This is a genomic window from Mycolicibacterium nivoides (genome assembly GCF_003855255.1).
Taxonomy (GTDB): Bacteria; Actinomycetota; Actinomycetes; order Mycobacteriales; family Mycobacteriaceae; genus Mycobacterium; species Mycobacterium nivoides.
In genome coordinates this window covers 2,949,666-2,964,815 of sequence record NZ_CP034072.1, presented here as the reverse complement: position 1 = coordinate 2,964,815, position 15,150 = coordinate 2,949,666, and the positions used below count along the sequence as shown (strand labels likewise).

At 67.1% G+C, this 15,150-nt stretch carries 14 protein-coding genes; 7 read left to right on the top strand and 7 right to left on the bottom strand.

Annotated elements, in window-relative coordinates; all coding sequences use genetic code 11:
• Position 1 precedes the first annotated feature (1 nt).
• Positions 2–1,006 (bottom strand): patatin-like phospholipase family protein, encoded by a 1,005-nt coding sequence (locus tag EH231_RS14135; RefSeq protein ID WP_170856299.1) that lies wholly within the window; start codon positions 1,004–1,006, stop codon positions 2–4.
• A gap of 66 nt (positions 1,007–1,072) precedes the next feature.
• On the opposite strand from EH231_RS14135, the gene EH231_RS14130 reads away from it, so the two are divergent.
• Positions 1,073–2,782, top strand: coding sequence for a SulP family inorganic anion transporter (locus EH231_RS14130; protein ID WP_090427790.1), 1,710 nt, complete (start codon positions 1,073–1,075; stop codon positions 2,780–2,782).
• Here EH231_RS14130 and lpqV read toward each other — a convergent pair.
• Positions 2,779–3,237: a lipoprotein LpqV gene (gene lpqV, locus EH231_RS14125; RefSeq protein WP_090427793.1), complete on the bottom strand. Its 459-nt coding sequence runs from the start codon at positions 3,235–3,237 to the stop codon at positions 2,779–2,781. The two genes, EH231_RS14130 and lpqV, sit on opposite strands and share 4 nt — an antisense overlap.
• Positions 3,238–3,355: 118 nt before the next feature.
• On the opposite strand from lpqV, the gene EH231_RS14120 reads away from it, so the two are divergent.
• Entirely contained in the window at positions 3,356–3,874 is a 519-nt protein-coding gene (locus EH231_RS14120) for a cysteine dioxygenase (protein WP_090427796.1), read from the top strand.
• A gap of 2 nt (positions 3,875–3,876) precedes the next feature.
• Positions 3,877–4,245 (top strand): rhodanese-like domain-containing protein, encoded by a 369-nt coding sequence (locus EH231_RS14115; protein ID WP_090427800.1) that lies wholly within the window; start codon positions 3,877–3,879, stop codon positions 4,243–4,245.
• A 14-nt stretch (positions 4,246–4,259) separates the two neighbouring features.
• Here EH231_RS14115 and EH231_RS14110 read toward each other — a convergent pair whose 3' ends face one another.
• The 3 genes from EH231_RS14110 to EH231_RS14100 are packed head-to-tail and all read right to left on the bottom strand — an operon-like array spanning position 4,260 to position 7,792.
• Positions 4,260–5,960 carry an alpha/beta hydrolase gene (locus tag EH231_RS14110; RefSeq protein WP_090427803.1) on the bottom strand — a complete coding sequence of 567 codons (1,701 nt, stop codon included), beginning with the start codon at positions 5,958–5,960 and terminating at the stop codon, positions 4,260–4,262.
• A gap of 9 nt (positions 5,961–5,969) precedes the next feature.
• Complete coding sequence (locus tag EH231_RS14105; RefSeq protein ID WP_090427805.1) at positions 5,970–6,746, bottom strand: enoyl-CoA hydratase; 777 nt, start codon at positions 6,744–6,746, stop codon at positions 5,970–5,972.
• Entirely contained in the window at positions 6,743–7,792 is a 1,050-nt protein-coding gene (locus EH231_RS14100; protein WP_090427809.1) for an enoyl-CoA hydratase/isomerase family protein, read from the bottom strand. Before EH231_RS14100 ends, EH231_RS14105 begins: the two co-directional genes overlap by 4 nt.
• 175 nt (positions 7,793–7,967) lie before the next feature.
• Here EH231_RS14100 and EH231_RS14095 point away from each other — a divergent pair, with 175 nt between their 5' ends.
• Both EH231_RS14095 and EH231_RS14090 read left to right on the top strand, forming a co-directional pair.
• Positions 7,968–8,816 carry a Bax inhibitor-1/YccA family protein gene (locus EH231_RS14095; protein ID WP_090427813.1) on the top strand — a complete coding sequence of 283 codons (849 nt, stop codon included), beginning with the start codon at positions 7,968–7,970 and terminating at the stop codon, positions 8,814–8,816.
• 261 nt (positions 8,817–9,077) lie between these two features.
• Entirely contained in the window at positions 9,078–9,932 is an 855-nt protein-coding gene (locus EH231_RS14090; protein WP_241178176.1) for a DUF559 domain-containing protein, read from the top strand.
• A 74-nt stretch (positions 9,933–10,006) separates the two neighbouring features.
• Here the strand turns inward: EH231_RS14090 and EH231_RS14085 are convergent, their stop codons facing one another.
• Positions 10,007–11,224, bottom strand: a complete 1,218-nt coding sequence (locus EH231_RS14085; RefSeq protein WP_090427814.1) for an acetyl-CoA C-acetyltransferase — start codon at positions 11,222–11,224, stop codon at positions 10,007–10,009.
• 44 nt (positions 11,225–11,268) lie between these two features.
• Positions 11,269–12,243: an SGNH/GDSL hydrolase family protein gene (locus EH231_RS14080; RefSeq protein ID WP_420891964.1), complete on the bottom strand. Its 975-nt coding sequence runs from the start codon at positions 12,241–12,243 to the stop codon at positions 11,269–11,271.
• Positions 12,244–12,435: 192 nt separating this feature from the next.
• On the opposite strand from EH231_RS14080, the gene EH231_RS14075 reads away from it, so the two are divergent.
• Positions 12,436–13,473 (top strand): alpha/beta hydrolase, encoded by a 1,038-nt coding sequence (locus EH231_RS14075; protein ID WP_090428919.1) that lies wholly within the window; start codon positions 12,436–12,438, stop codon positions 13,471–13,473.
• Positions 13,474–13,502: 29 nt separating this feature from the next.
• Entirely contained in the window at positions 13,503–14,897 is a 1,395-nt protein-coding gene (locus EH231_RS14070) for a cystathionine beta-synthase (RefSeq protein ID WP_090427818.1), read from the top strand.
• The last annotated feature ends 253 nt before the right edge of the window (positions 14,898–15,150 follow it).

Sequence of the window (15,150 nt, the reverse complement as noted above, 5' to 3'; positions counted from 1 at the left end):
TTCAGCCGTCGAGCGCCCGGGCGGTCAGCTCCCGCCCCACCTCGATGACCTCTGCGGCGCGGTGGAATTCCAGGCTCCGGCATGCCGTGCGCGGTACCTCGATCAGCAGGTCGGGCGGATAGGCGGCGAGTGTGTGCCGAGCCAGCGCGGCCTGGGCGATGTCGATGGTGCGGTTCATCACCTCGAAGCTGCCCAGCTTCGGCACATCGGCCGGCTCGGGTACCTCGGGTGCGTCGGGATCGTCGACCGGACCGTCGGCGCCCTCGTCGTCGACCGGTTCGGAACTGTCCTCGGGCGGGATCGACGCCCCGAACCGGCTCAGCACGGCCCGGGCGGTGGGCCGGTCCAGCATGGCCCGCACCGACGCCGTGTCCAGCACGGCCGAGGTGCTGCGCATCATGCGGTTGAGCCATTCGGTGGTGGGGCGCCGTTCCGGGTCCTCGGGGGTGGGCGCGGTGCCCGGATCGCCGCCGGACAGGCTGACCGCGATGGTGAGGTCAGCGTTGACCGCGGCGATCGGCGCCATGGGCAGCGGGTCGAGGATGCCGCCGTCGCCGAGCAGCCGGCCGTTGAGCACGTGTGGCGCGATCACTCCGGGGATGGCGATCGACGCCCGGATCGCGGAATCCAGCGGGCCGCGTTGCAGCCACACCGATTTACCGGCGATCAGGTCGGTCGCGACCGCGGTGTAGGGGATCGGCAGTCCTTCGATCGTGGCGTCGCCGATGATGTCGCGGACCGCGTCGAGAATCTTCTCGGCGCGCAGAATCCCGGCCGCCGTGATCGACGGGTCCAGCAGCCGCAACACCGCCCGCTGAGTCAAAGTTCGTGCCCAGTCGGCGAACTCGTCGAGCTTGCCCGCTGCGTGCAGACCGCCGACCAGCGCGCCCATCGATGACCCGGACACGCCGACGACCTCGTAGCCACGGTCCTGCAGCTCGTTGATCACCCCGATGTGCGCGTAGCCGCGAGCTCCACCACTGCCGAGGGCCAGAGCAACACGCATACGTCCATTGTGGTGCAACCGGTGAAGTACCGCCGCAGACGGCCTTGTTCGTGACAGGGTTGGCCCGTGGGTGCGCCAACATTCGCTCGGAAACTGGGCCGTCCCAAGCCCCGTGATGTCATCGCAGGACTGGTCACGGGTCTGTTCTCCATACCCGAGGGCATGGCCTACGCCAGCATCGGCGGGTTCAACCCCGTCACCGGCATCTACGCCGGCATCATGCCCGGCATCATCGGGTCACTGTTCGCCCGCACGGTACTGATGGTGACGACGTTGACGAGTGCGATCGCGCTGACGTCGCGCAGCGTGCTCAAGGAGGCCGGGCTGGATCCGCAGGATCCGGCCAACGTGGCCGCGCTGGCCCTCGTCGTCGGCGCAGTGATGCTGCTGTTCGGTCTGCTGCGGTTCGGCTCGATCATGAACTTCGTCTCCAACGCCGTGATGACCGGCTTCTCCACCGGGATCGCCCTGCAGATCGTGGCCGGCGTCCTCGGCGACGCCACCGGTTACAAACCGCAGAGCGGCAACACCATTGGCAAGTTCATCGACTCGCTGGCGCACATCGGACTGTGGCATCCGGCCGCCGTCGCGGTGGCGCTGGGCACGGTCGCGGTGTGGGCGGTGTTCCACTTCATCAAGCCGCTCGAATCGTTCGCGACGCTGCTGGCGCTCGTCGTGGTTACTTCGGCGACCGCGGCGTTGGGGATCGACGTCGAAACCGTCGGCGACATCGCGTCGATCGCGAATGCGCTTCCGCCGGTGACGGTTCCGAATTTCGCGGCGATGCCCGAGCTGATCGTCGGCGGCGTGGCCGTGGCACTCGTCGCGCTGGCTCAGGCCGCGGGAATCTCTGCCGCCGTACCGAACCCGGACGGCAGCCGCACCAACATGAACGGAGACTTCCTGGCGCAGGGCGCGGCGAATGTGGCGGGCGGACTGTTCGGTGCGCTGCCGGCCGGTGGCTCGCTGTCACGCACCGGGGTGGCGACGTCGGCGGGTGCCCAGACCCGGTGGGCAGGCATCTTCGCCGGGATCTGGCTTGCCCTGCTGGTGCTCGTCGCCGGCTCGGCCGCGGAGATCATCCCGATGCCCGTGATCGGCGGGCTGATCCTGGTGATCGGAGCCGAACTCATCGTCGGCCGGTTGCCCGACATCAAGCTGGTGCTGCGGGTCGCGCCGTTGTCGGCGGTGGCGATGCTGGTCACCTTCGCCGCCACCACGCAACTACCGCTGCACACCGCGATCGTCATCGGCGTGATCACCTCGCTGGTCCTCTACTGCGCCAAGGTGGCCGAGACCGCGCAACTGGTCGCGCTGACACCGGCACCGGACGGCGGCTGGCAGCAGGCTCCCGTGCCCGAGCGGTGCACCAGCAACGACGTCACCGTGCTGCACTACGCCGGGGTGGGACTGTTCGCCGAGGTGGCCCGGATCGACGAGACATGGCCGCGCGCCGACGGCACCACCAATGCCGTCGTGGTGCTCAGCCTGCGGGCGCTGCCCGACGTGCCGTCGTCGGTGACGATCAAGGCGCTGCGCCGATGGGCCGGCCAGCTGACGGCCAACAACGGCCGGTTGATCATCTCCGGGGTCAACCCCGGCACCGCGGAGGTGCTGCGGCGCGGTGGACTCGATGACCTGCTGGGCGACGACGGTGTCGTGCCGGCGTCGGATCGGATCTTCGGCGCCCTCGACGTGGCCGTCGAGCGGGGCCGCGCCTGGGTGGCCGCTCAGACCGGTAAATCGGGGGATTCGCCGCAGCGTGATTCGAACTAGCTGCAGAGCTCGTCGGCCGCTGCCCGCGCGGCGACGATGACCGCAGCCTGACGCCCCGGCTCGAGCTGGCCCCACGCCACGTTGTACGTGCCCGGCCCCGGTGCCGCATCGGGGGCCTGCACGCTCGCCAGATACGGCTCGATCTGCGCCTTGAGATCCCCGCCCTTGGCCTGCATCCAGAGCTTCGCGGCATGACAGGCCTGGAAGTACTCCTCCTCGGTGGACTGCGCGTCGGCGCCGACGGCCGTCGTGACCCCGCCGGGCGACGTCGCAACCTCACCGGGCTTGGCCGTCGGCGTCGCCGCCTCGGCGGTCGTCGTCGCCTGTGGGGAAGGTGCCGTGGATGCCCCGGACTGGTCCTTGCCAGCGTCCGTCGAGCATCCGATCAGCAGGCTCAGGCCGGCCGCTGCGGCGGCTCCGGCGGTCAGGCGGGTGGTCCACGTGTAACGGCGCATGCCGCCAATCTATGCAACACTGGCGGCCGTGACGGAAGGGACCGGATTCCAGGAGTGTTGTCGGGCTTGCTAGCGCGCCCGTCTGCCCTGTTCCGCCGCCATCCTTGGAGTTCCCTTCATGCTGTCCACGCTCGCGCCCGTTCCTGCTGTCTCCGCGCCCACGCGGCTGCGATTGCCCGACCTGCTGCACGCCACCGACCATGCCGCCGACGAAGTGCTGTCCGGCCGCTACGACCGGCTGTTGCGGAGACTGCCCAAGGATGACCGCTGGTACACGCGGTTGTCCGGTGACGACGAGATCGAGGTCTGGCTGATCAGCTGGGTGCCCGACAAGTCGACCGAACTGCACGACCACGGCGGATCCTTGGGTGCGCTGACCGTGGTGTCCGGCGCACTGCGCGAAACTCGTTGGGACGGCGAGCTTTTACGGAAGCGACGCTTCACGGCAGGCGACCAGGCGGCATTCCCTTTGGGGTGGGTGCATGACGTGGTGCATGCGCCTGCGGCCATCTCGGGTCCGACGCTGAGCGTTCATGCGTACTCGCCGCCGTTGACCGCGATGTCCTATTACGAGGTGACACCGCAGAACACCTTGCGCCGCAACCGCACCGAACTCACCGACGCGCCGGAGGGATAGCGATGAGCCGCATCGACACCGTGCTGGAGCAGGCCCGCACCCGGCTGCACCGGCTGTCCGCGTCAGAGCTGCCCGAGGCGCTGAATTCCGGTGCCGTGCTGGTCGACATCCGCCCCGCCGCCCAGCGTGCCGCCGAAGGGTCGGTGCCCGGTGCACTGGTCATCGAACGCAACGTGCTGGAGTGGCGCTGCGATCCCACCAGTGACGCGCGGATCCCGCAGGCCGTCGACGACGACGTCTACTGGGTGATCCTGTGCTCGGAGGGGTACACCTCAAGCCTGGCCGCCGCCTCGCTGGTCGACCTCGGTCTGCACCGGTCCACCGATGTCGTCGGCGGCTATCACGCGTTGGTCGCCGCCGGCCAGGTGTAAACCGCCGCCGGCGCTCAGGCGTTCTCGTTGCTGCTCAGCATCGGGCGCAGCTTTGCGGTCATCTCCGGTGTCCACCCCGGCGGCTGCAGCACCGCGGCCCACGCATCGGCCACGTTCTGCACATAGACGTGGCCGTGCCCGTCGGGAACGTCCACGGCCACTGCCATGTCGGCTGACACCTGAAGGAACGTCACCACCGGAATCCACTCCATGCGGCGGGACACGTCATACCCACGGGGTTCCCGCAGCCAGTCCGGCTTGGCGAACAGCAGGTCGGGCGTCCACCAGGAGATCGGGTCGGACGCGTGCTGCAGATACACCGCGCGGGGGTGGGACCAAGGCGCGTCGGGCCGGTTCAGATTCTCGTCTTTCGCGACGAATCGGACGTTCTCACCGTTGTCGTAGATGGGCAGCCACTCTGGTGAACCGGCGTCGCGATCGCGGGTCAGCGTCGTCCAGATGGTGTTCTTGAACGTCGGGCCCGAGAACAGCGCGCCGTCGGTGCGGGCGACCAGATTGTTCAGCGACAGGAACGGTGCCTCGCCGCCGAACGATCCCAGGCTTTCCCCGAACACCACCAGCTTGGGCCGCTTGTCCTCGGGCATCGCACGGACCAACGCGTCGACGGCCTCGAACAGCGCCTGTCCGGCCTGGCGCGCGTTCTCCTGGTCGACCAGGAACGACAGCCAGCTCGGCAGGAACGAGTACTGCATCGAGACGATCGCGGTGTTGCCGTTGTACATGTACTCCAGCGCCGAGGCCTCGGCCTCGTTGATCCAGCCTGTGCCCGTCGTGGTGGCCACTGCGATCACTGCGCGGTTCAGGCCGCCGGTGCGCTGTAGTTCCTCGGCGGCCAACGCCGCCGTGGCCTTGATGCCGTCAGCGGAATGCAGGCCGGCGTAGGCCCGGATCGGTTCGACCGCTGGTTTGCCGCTGAACCGCGAAAGTTGTTGCACGGTAGGGCCGGCCGAGACGAAAACTCGACCCTGATGGCCCAGCGATTCCCAGCTGGCAAGCGACTGCGGGCCGCCTGAGCGTAGGGGTGACATCGGGGCGGGGAAGTCGGGATCGTTCTCGTCGTTGACGGCCGCGAATGTCCGGTTGATGGTGTCCATCGCCACCCGGACCACCACACCGTTCAGCAACGCGATGCTGAGCGCCAGCAGCAACGCCACCACCACAACGGCCGAAACCCGTGGCGGCAGAAAGCGATCCAGCTTGCGATCCAGGAACCGCACCAGCCTGCCGATCAGCTGGCCCAGCTCGACGAATGCGAACAACACCACGATCGACAGCACCGCCGTCAACGGGTGATCCCAGAACTTCAGCCGGGGCACACCCATGAAGTCGCGGATCTCGTCCTGCCAGACGTGGAAGTAGACGATCATCAGGACCTGGCCGACGATGCCGACGGCCAGCAGGGACAGCCAGGCCCACTTCGGTGCCCGCGGACTGGTTTCCGCCGAACGCATGTAGCGCACCAGCCACACCCCGAACACGCCCAGCCCATAACCGGTCGCACCCGCCGCGCCGCTGACCAGGCCCTGGAACAGCGGGCCGCGGGGCAGCAGCGACGGCGTCAGCGAGAACCAGACGAAGACCAGACCGAGCGCCGTCCCGAAGAACGTGTAATGACGCGCCCACCAGACAGGTTTGTCTGCGTCACCTGACTGGACTTCGGGTGCGTCGGCCTCGGGTTCGGCGGTCTCGGTCACCCGTCGACTTTAGCGATGGGTGAAGTTTGCGGCGCGCTTCTCCGAGAACGCCGCCATGCCTTCCTTCTGATCGGCAGTGGCGAACGCCGAGTGGAACAGCCTGCGCTCGTAGAGCAATCCCTCGGCCAGGGTGGACTCGAAGGCGCGGTTGACCGCTTCCTTGGCCATCCGGGATGCCGACAGCGACATCCCGGCGATGGTCTCGGCCACGGCAAGTGCCTCGTCGATCAGTGAATCCGCGGGCACCAGGCGCGAAACCAGGCCGGCGCGCTCGGCTTCCACGGCGTCGATGGTGCGGCCGGTGAGGATCAGATCCATCGCCTTGGCCTTGCCGATCGCCCGCGTCAGCCGCTGCGAACCGCCCATGCCCGGCAGTACACCCAGCTTGATCTCGGGCTGACCGAACTTGGCCGAATCCGCGGCGATCAGGATGTCGCACATCATCGCCAGCTCGCAGCCGCCGCCCAGCGCGTACCCGGCGACCGCGGCGATGGTCGGGGTGCGGGTGGCGGCGAACTTCGACCACAGCTCGAAGAAGTCGGCCGAGTACACGTCGGCGAACGACAGCTCGGCCATCTCCTTGATGTCGGCCCCGGCGGCGAAGGCCTTCTCGTTGCCGGTGACGATGATGGCGCCGACGCTCGGGTCACGGTCGAGTTCGGCTGCGGCGGTGGTCACTTCGGTCATGACCTGGGTGTTGAGCGCGTTGAGCGCCTTGGGCCGGTTCAGCGTGATGGTGGCGACCCGCTCGACGCGGGTCACGAGGATGGTCTCGAACTCACTCATTTGTTCTCCTCCTGGAAGGTCAGGTCGGGGTCTGCCGGAACGAAGTACGCCTCGACATCGGCGGGGGTGACCGCTGCGATCGAGGCGGGGGACCACTGCGGGTTGCGGTCTTTGTCGACGAGCTGGGCCCGGATGCCCTCGACGAAATCATGGGATTTCACCGACGCGCACGAGGTCCGGTATTCCTGGCGCAGCACGTCCTCCAGTGTCTCCAGCTTGGCCGCCCGGCGCACCGCTTCCAGCGTGACGGCCAGGGCGATGGGGGAGCGGGTGGCGATGAGCTTCGCGGCATCGCGGGCGGCGGGTGCGTCATGGCCGCCCAGCGCGGCGAGGATGTCGGCCACGGTGTCTCCGGCGTAGCACTCGTCGATCCAGCCGCGCTGTTCCAGCAGTGGGCTGGCGGGCGGTTCGATGGCGTAGGTGGCCAGGGCGTTCTGGATGCCGTCGGCGATGACGGACTCGGCGAAGGCGGCCAGCTTGTCATGGGGCACGTAGTGATCGGCGAAACCCATGGCGATCGCGTCGGCCCCGGAGAACGGTGCACCGGTGAGCGCGGCGTGCAATCCCAGCGCACCGGGAGCCCGTGACAGGAGATAGGTGCCACCGACGTCGGGGATGAAGCCGATGCCGACCTCGGGCATCGCCATCTTCGTGGTGTCGGTGGCGATGCGGACGCTGCCATGGGACGCGACGCCAACGCCGCCGCCCATCACGATGCCGTCCATCAAGGCCACGTATGGCTTGGGATAGCTGCCGATGTAGGCATTGAGCAGGTATTCGTCGTACCAGAACCGGCGTGCGTCGGCGCCGCCCTCCCGGGCGCTGTGATAGAGCGCCACCACGTCGCCGCCCGCGCACAGGCCGCGTTCGCCGGAACCGGTCAGCAGCACGGTATGAACTGCCTCGTCGTCCTCCCAGGCGTGCAGCGCCTCGGACATGCCGGCGACCATCGCATCGTTGAGCGAGTTGATCGCCTTGGGCCGGTTCAGCGTGAGGATGCCGACGCCGTTGCGGACACTTACTAGGACGTCCTCGTTTTCGGTCACGAGTTGCAATCTAGTTCGGCCCCCCGGGGACGGTGCGCTACGGGTAGGGTTTGCCTCAAGATCAAACCTGGAAGTTTCCTGGGAGTCTTTTGGCCTCCACGGGAACCCGCCAGGAACATCGATCGTTGAGCTAGTAGTTCGTAAGCGAACATCTTCATAGGAGAGGAACCCGACGGTGCGCGAATCCAGCAACCCGGTATTCCGCAGCCTGCCGAAACAGCAGGGCGGATACGCACAATTCGGTACCGGAGCCGCAGGCTACGGTGCACAGCAGGTGCATGCGCAGCCCTACGCGCAGGAGTACCTGGAGCAGCCGCAGACCGGTGTTTCCCGGCCGCTGACCATCGATGACGTCGTCACCAAGACCGGCATCACCCTCGCTGTGCTTTCGGTCGTCGGCGTCATCTCCTACGTGCTGGTGGCCGGCAACCTCGCACTGGCGACGCCGTTCGCCCTCGTGGGTGGGCTCGGTGGATTGGCGCTCGTCCTCGTTGCGACGTTCGGTCGCAAGCAGGACAGCCCCGCCATCGTGCTGAGCTACGCCGCGCTGGAGGGCCTGTTCCTCGGTGCCATTTCGTTCATCATCGCCAACATCGCCTCGGTCGGCGGCGTCGGCATGATCGCGCAGGCGATCGTCGGCACCATGGGCGTGTTCTTCGGCATGCTGGTCGTCTACAAGACCGGTGCCATCCGCGTGACACCGAAGTTCACCCGCATGATCGTCGCCGGAATGTTCGGCGTCCTGGCGCTGATGTTGCTCAACTTCGTCCTGGCGATCTTCGGCGTCGGCGGCGGTGCAGGCCTGGGCTTGCGTGACGGCGGCATGCTCGCTATCGGCTTCTCGCTGCTGTGCATCGGCCTGGCGGCGTTCAGCTTCCTGATCGACTTCGACGCTGCCGACCAGATGGTCCGTGCCGGCGCGCCGGAGAAGGCCGCGTGGGGCATCGCCCTGGGCCTGACCGTCACCCTGGTCTGGCTGTACATCGAGATCCTGCGGTTGCTGTCGTACTTCAACAACGACTAGCAACCCTGCCCCGAGAAAGGCGTCCGCGATTGCGGGCGCCTTTTTCTTTTGGATTTTGCGCCGACGGTGCGCTCAGAGCGTGCCGAGTCTGCGTTGGGAGTGCCGAGTCTGCGCTGAGGGCGTGAAATTGCGCGCAAACACGCTCTGAGCGCAGGCTCGAAGACCTGTACACAGAGTCGATTTCATCCACAGCCATAAGCTGGCCGGCGCTCTCGTGAACAGTGGCTGTCGGCGACGCCTCGCACCGTCGACACCGTGAGCATCTTCGACAGTCCGTTCATCGGCTCAGAAGCGTTGCGGGCCGGTCTGATCCGCAAGCATCAGTTGCGGGCGAACTTCCGTGCCGTCCTGCCCGATGTCTATGTGGCCCGGGACTTCAGCCCGGGGCTGGTCGACCGGGCCAGGGCAGCATGGTTGTGGTCGCACCGCCAGGGAGTGCTGGCGGGTACTACCGCGGCGGCCCTGCACGGGGCGAAATGGGTCGATGAGTCCGCGCCGATCGAGTTGATCTGGGTCAATGCCAGGAGCCCGCGCGGCGTGCGGACATCCGCGATGCGCTTGCAGCCGACCGAGATCGGACAGGCCCACGAACTTCCCGTGACAACACCGGAGCGGACCGCCTTCGACATCGGCCGCACACCCGGGATCGGTCGTGCGGTGGCTCGGCTCGATTCCCTCGCCAGGGCAACGGGTTTGAAGGTTTGCGATGTCGAAGAAGTGGCTGCCCGGCATCGTGGAGCCCGCGGACTGCGCCAACTCGAGAGGGTGCTTCCGATGCTCGATGCAGGGTCCCAGTCCCCGAAGGAAACCTGGCTGCGTCTGCTCCTCATCGACGACGGGCTGCCGCGCCCGCAGACCCAGATCCCGGTGCTGGGGGCAAATGGCTACCCGTTCGCCTACCTCGACATGGGTTGGGCCGAGTGGATGATCGCGGTGGAGTACGACGGGGACCAGCATCGCAGTGATCGCATGCAGTACGTGAAGGACATCCGCCGCACAGCCGAGCTGGAGCGGATGGGCTGGATCGTCGTCAGAGTGGTGGCAGAGGACCGGCCGCCCGAGATTCTGCGGCGGGTTCGTGACGCACTCGCTGATAGGCAAGCCACCCTGCCGTGAGTGCAGCGAGCCTGCGCACAGATCGCGATTTCACGCGATTTCGCGATCTGTACGCAGACTCGGCGAGAACGAAATTAGGAGAGGCGCTCCACAACCATCGCCATACCCTGGCCGCCACCGACACACATGGACTCGACGCCGAAGGTCTTGTCGTAGGTGGACAGGTTGTTCAGCAGCGTGGCGGTGATGCGGGCACCGGTCATGCCGAACGGGTGACCCAGCGCGATCGCGCCGCCGGAGACGTTCAACTTGTCCTCGTCGATGCCGAGTTCCCGAGCCGAGCCGAGCACCTGCACCGCGAATGCCTCGTTGATCTCGACCAGGTCGATATCGGAGATCTTCTTGCCCGCCTTGCCGAGGGCCTTCTTGATGGCCTCGATCGGGCCGAGGCCCATGATCTCCGGCGACAGACCGGACACCCCGGTGGACACGATCCGGGCCAGCGGCGTGAGGCCCAGCTCCTTGGCCTTGGTGTCGCTCATGATGACGACGGCGGCTGCGCCGTCGTTCAGCGGGCACGCGTTACCCGCGGTGATGGTGCCGTTGGGCCGGAACACCGGCTTGAGCTGGCTGATCTTCTCGTAGGTGGTGCCGGCCCGCGGGCCGTCGTCGGTGGAGACCACGGTGCCGTCGGGCAGCGTCACGGGGACGATCTCGCGCTCGAAGAACCCGTTCTTGATGGCCTCTTCCGCGCGGTTCTGCGACCGCACGCCCCAGTGGTCCTGGTCCTCCCGGCTGATACCGGTGTAGGTGGCGACGTTCTCGGCGGTCTGACCCATGGCGATGTAGACGTCCGGGATGAGGCCGTCTTCGCGCGGGTCATGCCACTTGATGTCGCCCTCGGCCTGCGTGATCGTGCGCGCCTGCGCCTCTTCGAACAACGCGTTCTTGCTGTTCGGGGCACCGTCGGCGGCGCCGACGCCGAAGCGCGACACCGTCTCGACACCCGCGGAGATGAACACGTCGCCCTCGCCGGCCTTGATGGCGTGGAAGGCCATCCGGGTGGTCTGCAGTGACGACGAGCAGTACCGATTGACGGTTGTGCCGGGCAGGAAGTCGTAGCCGAGCTCGACGGCCACGGCGCGGGCGATGTTGTAGCCGGCCTCACCGGCGGGCTGGGCGCAGCCCATCATCAGGTCGTCGATGTCCCTGGGATCCAGCGACGGCACCTTGTCCAACACGGCGCGCACCATCTGCGCGGCCAGGTCGTCGGGACGCATGGTGGCCAGCGAGCCCTTGACGGCCCGGCCGATCGGTGAGCGGGCAGTGGCAACGATGACGGCTTCAGGCATGACGGCTCCTGCTGATCGAATGGCTTAGAAAACTCAGATTGAAACTAGCCCGCGTGCACCACGATGGGTGCGGGCACCCCGGTTGAGCGGCGCCACAGCCTGCTGACCCCGCCCAGCCGGGTCAGCAGTGTCCGGGTGTCGGCGGCCCCGGATTCCAGCGCCGCGTCACCGTCCCACTCGCCGAGAACAGTGCACAGCGCGGGTAGCAACTGCTTGGCCGCCAGTGCGTAGCCTGCCGCCGACGGATGGAACATGTCCTCGGAGAACAGCAGGTCAGGGGCCTTGTAGAACTCCGGTGCCAGCAGATCGGAGAACGGCACGGGAAAGCCGCCTGCGGCCCGTACCACCCCCGCCTGGGCGCGGGCCAGACGCAGGCCGCGGGTGCGGGCGTACCAGCGCAGCGGCTGCGGGATCGCGGTGATCACGCCGAAGTCCGGGCAGGTGCCGACCACGACGACGGCTCCCGCCGAGCGCAGCCGGCGTACCGCGGCGCCCAGCCGGTGCGCCGAGGCCCCGATGCCGTTGGGTTTGGTGATGTCGTTGGCGCCGATCATGATCACCGCGGCATCCGGTGGCGGCCCCGCCACGAACATGGCGTCGATCTGGCCGGACAACCCCTTGGACGTGGCGCCGACAATCGCCTTGGTACTCAAGCGGACTCGCTTGTTGAGCTGCTCGGCTACGCCGCGCGCGATCAAGACGCCCGGCACCTCATCGGGGACGTGGCAGCCGTATCCGGTCGCCGTGGAGTCGCCGAAGATCATCAGGTGCACGTCGAAGGGGACTCCGCGTTCCCACTTCTCGACCGGGCCGCCGCCGGGGACATACACACCGTCGGCGCGGGGCGGGATGTCCCACGATTTGGGTATGACCTGGCGGGCCTTGTCGGCCTGCCCATTCAGCAGGTTGCGTGCTCCGATATAGGCCGATCCAGTAGACGCCAACCCCGCCGCAGCGGCGAGGGCGATGGTCGAACGGCGCGGGACGCGCACGTGAGGAGCACTTCGGCTTGAACCCACGTGATCAGTCTAAGTGGATCAGACGGGTTCTCTGCGTGGCGCCTCAGCGTGGCGATCACGGTGCTGTATCAAGTCCGGTATCAATTCAGTTTATTTGACTGTTGAACTGTTTACGGATGTCAAGCTAAGTTACCCGGGTTGTCTGAGTGACGAAGCTCACCTAGCACTACAAAGACGTAGGAAGTGGTGGCGATGACTGCACCGAGCAAGGTATCCAGGTCTCATCATGCTGGCATAAGCCCAGCTAGGGCCCACCGCGGGCGTAGGTTTCCGGTCAGTGACGGCGCACCCGTCGAGGTGGTCGAGGACGGCCCGAGCCTGGCAGGCCGATTGGTTTCGCTGGCGGCCATGCTGACAATCAAGCCGACCTTGGCAATTGGTAGCCACGTACCGCATCTGCCGTGGCCGTTCGGGTTGGTCAATTTCGCCGCCCGGCTGATCCGGCCGGTGCCCGGGACCATCAAGGCCACCATCGCGCTGCCCAACTGCAAGGCACAGCTCGTGCGCGCCGACGGTGTGCTTCCCGCCGACGGGAAACGCAGCATCATCCTGTACCTGCACGGCGGTGCGTTCCTGGCCTGCGGGGCCAACACGCACTCGGGGATCGTCACGGCTCTGTCGGGATATGCCGACAGCCCGGTGCTCGTGGTCGATTACCGGATGGTTCCCAAGCACTCGGTAGGCACCGCGATCGACGACTGTTACGACGCTTACCGCTGGCTGCGGCTGACCGGCTACGAGCCGGACCAGATCGTGCTGGCCGGCGACTCAGCGGGCGGCTACCTGTCGCTGGCGCTGGCCGAGCGCCTGGTCGAAGAGGGCGAGATGCCTGCCGCGTTGGTGACGATGTCGCCGCTGTTCGAGATCGACAACGAGTCGCGGGCCAACCACCCGAACATGCACACCGACGCGATGTTCCCGGCCAAGGCCTTCGATGCCCTCGTCGAACTCATCGAGGCCGCGGCCAAGCGCAAGGGCGAGCAGGTCTACGAGCCGCTCGATCATGTCGAGTCCGGTCTGCCCCGCACGCTGATCCACGCGTCGGGCTCGGAGGTTCTGCTCAGCGATGCGCGAAAGGCCGCGCACATGCTGGCCGCCGCCGGGGTTCCCGTCGAGCTCCGGATCTGGCCCGGTCAGATGCATGTCTTCCAGCTCGCGTCGCCTCTGGTGTCCGAAGCCAAGCGCTCGTTGCGCCAGATCGGCGAATACATTCGAGAGGCCACCTGGTGAGGTTTCTGCGGGCCTGAGACCATTGACGCATGCGCATCGCCAGGCACATCAGTGAGCTCATCGGCAACACCCCGCTGGTCCAGCTGAACTCAGTTGTCCCCGAAGGCTCGGGGGTGGTCCTGGCCAAGATCGAGTACCTGAACCCCGGTGGCAGCTCAAAGGACCGCATCGCGGCCAAGATGATCGACGCCGCCGAGGCCAGCGGTGAGCTCAAGCCGGGCGGCACGATCGTCGAACCGACGTCCGGCAACACCGGAGTCGGTCTGGCGCTCGTGGCCCAGACGCGCGGTTACAAGTGCATCTTCGTCTGCCCCGACAAGGTCAGCGAGGACAAGCAGAATGTGTTGCGCGCCTACGGTGCCGAGGTCGTGGTGTGCCCGACGGCGGTGCCACCGGACCACCCGGACAGCTACTACAGCGTCTCCAACCGTCTCGTCGAGGAGATCGACGGCGCCTGGAAGCCCGACCAGTACTCCAACCCGATGGGTCCGGAAAGCCACTACGAGACGACGGGTCCGGAGATCTGGGCCGACACCGACGGCACGGTCACGCACTTCGTGGCGGGCGTCGGCACCGGCGGCACCATCACGGGCACCGGCCGCTACCTCAAAGAGGTATCGGACGGGAAGGTGAAGATCATCGGCGCCGATCCGGAGGGCTCGGTGTACTCGGGCGGGACCGGCCGCCCGTACCTGGTGGAAGGTGTCGGCGAAGACTTCTGGCCGTCGGCCTATGACCCTTCGGTGCCCGACGAGATCATCGCGGTCTCCGACGCCGATTCGTTCGACATGACCCGTCGACTGGCCCGTGAAGAGGCGCTGTTGGTCGGTGGATCCTGCGGCATGGCAGTGGTGGCCGCGCTCGAGGTGGCCCGCAAGGCCGGCCCGGACTCGGTAGTCGTGGTGCTGCTGCCCGACGGCGGACGCGGTTATCTCTCAAAGATTTTCAACGACGCATGGATGTCGTCCTACGGATTCCTGCGCAATCGGCTGGACGGCTCGATCGAGCAGTCGACTGTCGGCGACGTGCTGCGCGGCAAGTCCGGGGCGCTGCCCGACCTCGTGCACACCCACCCGTCGGAGACGGTGCGCGACGCGATCGGCATCCTCCGTGAATACGGTGTCTCGCAGATGCCGGTGGTCGGCGCCGAGCCTCCGGTGATGGCGGGCGAGGTCGCGGGCAGTGTGTCCGAGCGCGAACTGCTGTCCGCGGTGTTCGAGGGCCGGGCGAAGCTGGCCGACGCCGTCGCCGAGCACATGAGCCCGCCGTTGCCGCTCATCGGTGCGGGTGAGCTGGTTTCGACCGCGGCCAAGACGCTGCGTGAGTGCGATGCGGTGATGGTGGTCGAGGAGGGCAAGCCCGTCGGGGTGCTCACCCGTCACGATCTGCTCGGCTTCCTTTCCGAGGGCGGCGGCAGGCACTAGACACGTCGCGGTGCTCGTGCCGCGTGGAATACCTTGTCTCCAGCTACTTCTCAGCTAGGGTGAGCTGGCCTAGGGCTAGCAAACTCAGTAGCCATCACCGCCCATGGCGACAGCCGTCCCGCTGTGCCCGGCGAATGCGCTCGTGTTGACCTGTCAAACGGGGTTGACGGTGCGTAATCTGCCTGTGGAGCAGTCTGTACATCTAGGTGCTGGCAGAAAGTAGCGTCCGTACGCGGAGCGCTATCGGCAGATG

Bases quoted from the DNA above. Each gene is read 5' to 3' on its own strand.
- EH231_RS14135 (WP_170856299.1), bottom strand. From the start codon at position 1,006: ATGCGTGTTGCTCTGGCCCTCGGCAGTGGTGGAGCTCGCGGCTACGCG.
- EH231_RS14115 (WP_090427800.1), top strand. From the start codon at position 3,877: ATGAGCCGCATCGACACCGTGCTGGAGCAGGCCCGCACCCGGCTGCAC.
- lpqV (WP_090427793.1), bottom strand. From the start codon at position 3,237: ATGCGCCGTTACACGTGGACCACCCGCCTGACCGCCGGAGCCGCCGCA.
- EH231_RS14120 (WP_090427796.1), top strand. From the start codon at position 3,356: ATGCTGTCCACGCTCGCGCCCGTTCCTGCTGTCTCCGCGCCCACGCGG.
- EH231_RS14075 (WP_090428919.1), top strand. From the start codon at position 12,436: ATGACTGCACCGAGCAAGGTATCCAGGTCTCATCATGCTGGCATAAGC.
- EH231_RS14085 (WP_090427814.1), bottom strand. From the start codon at position 11,224: ATGCCTGAAGCCGTCATCGTTGCCACTGCCCGCTCACCGATCGGCCGG.
- EH231_RS14105 (WP_090427805.1), bottom strand. From the start codon at position 6,746: ATGAGTGAGTTCGAGACCATCCTCGTGACCCGCGTCGAGCGGGTCGCC.
- EH231_RS14070 (WP_090427818.1), top strand. From the start codon at position 13,503: ATGCGCATCGCCAGGCACATCAGTGAGCTCATCGGCAACACCCCGCTG.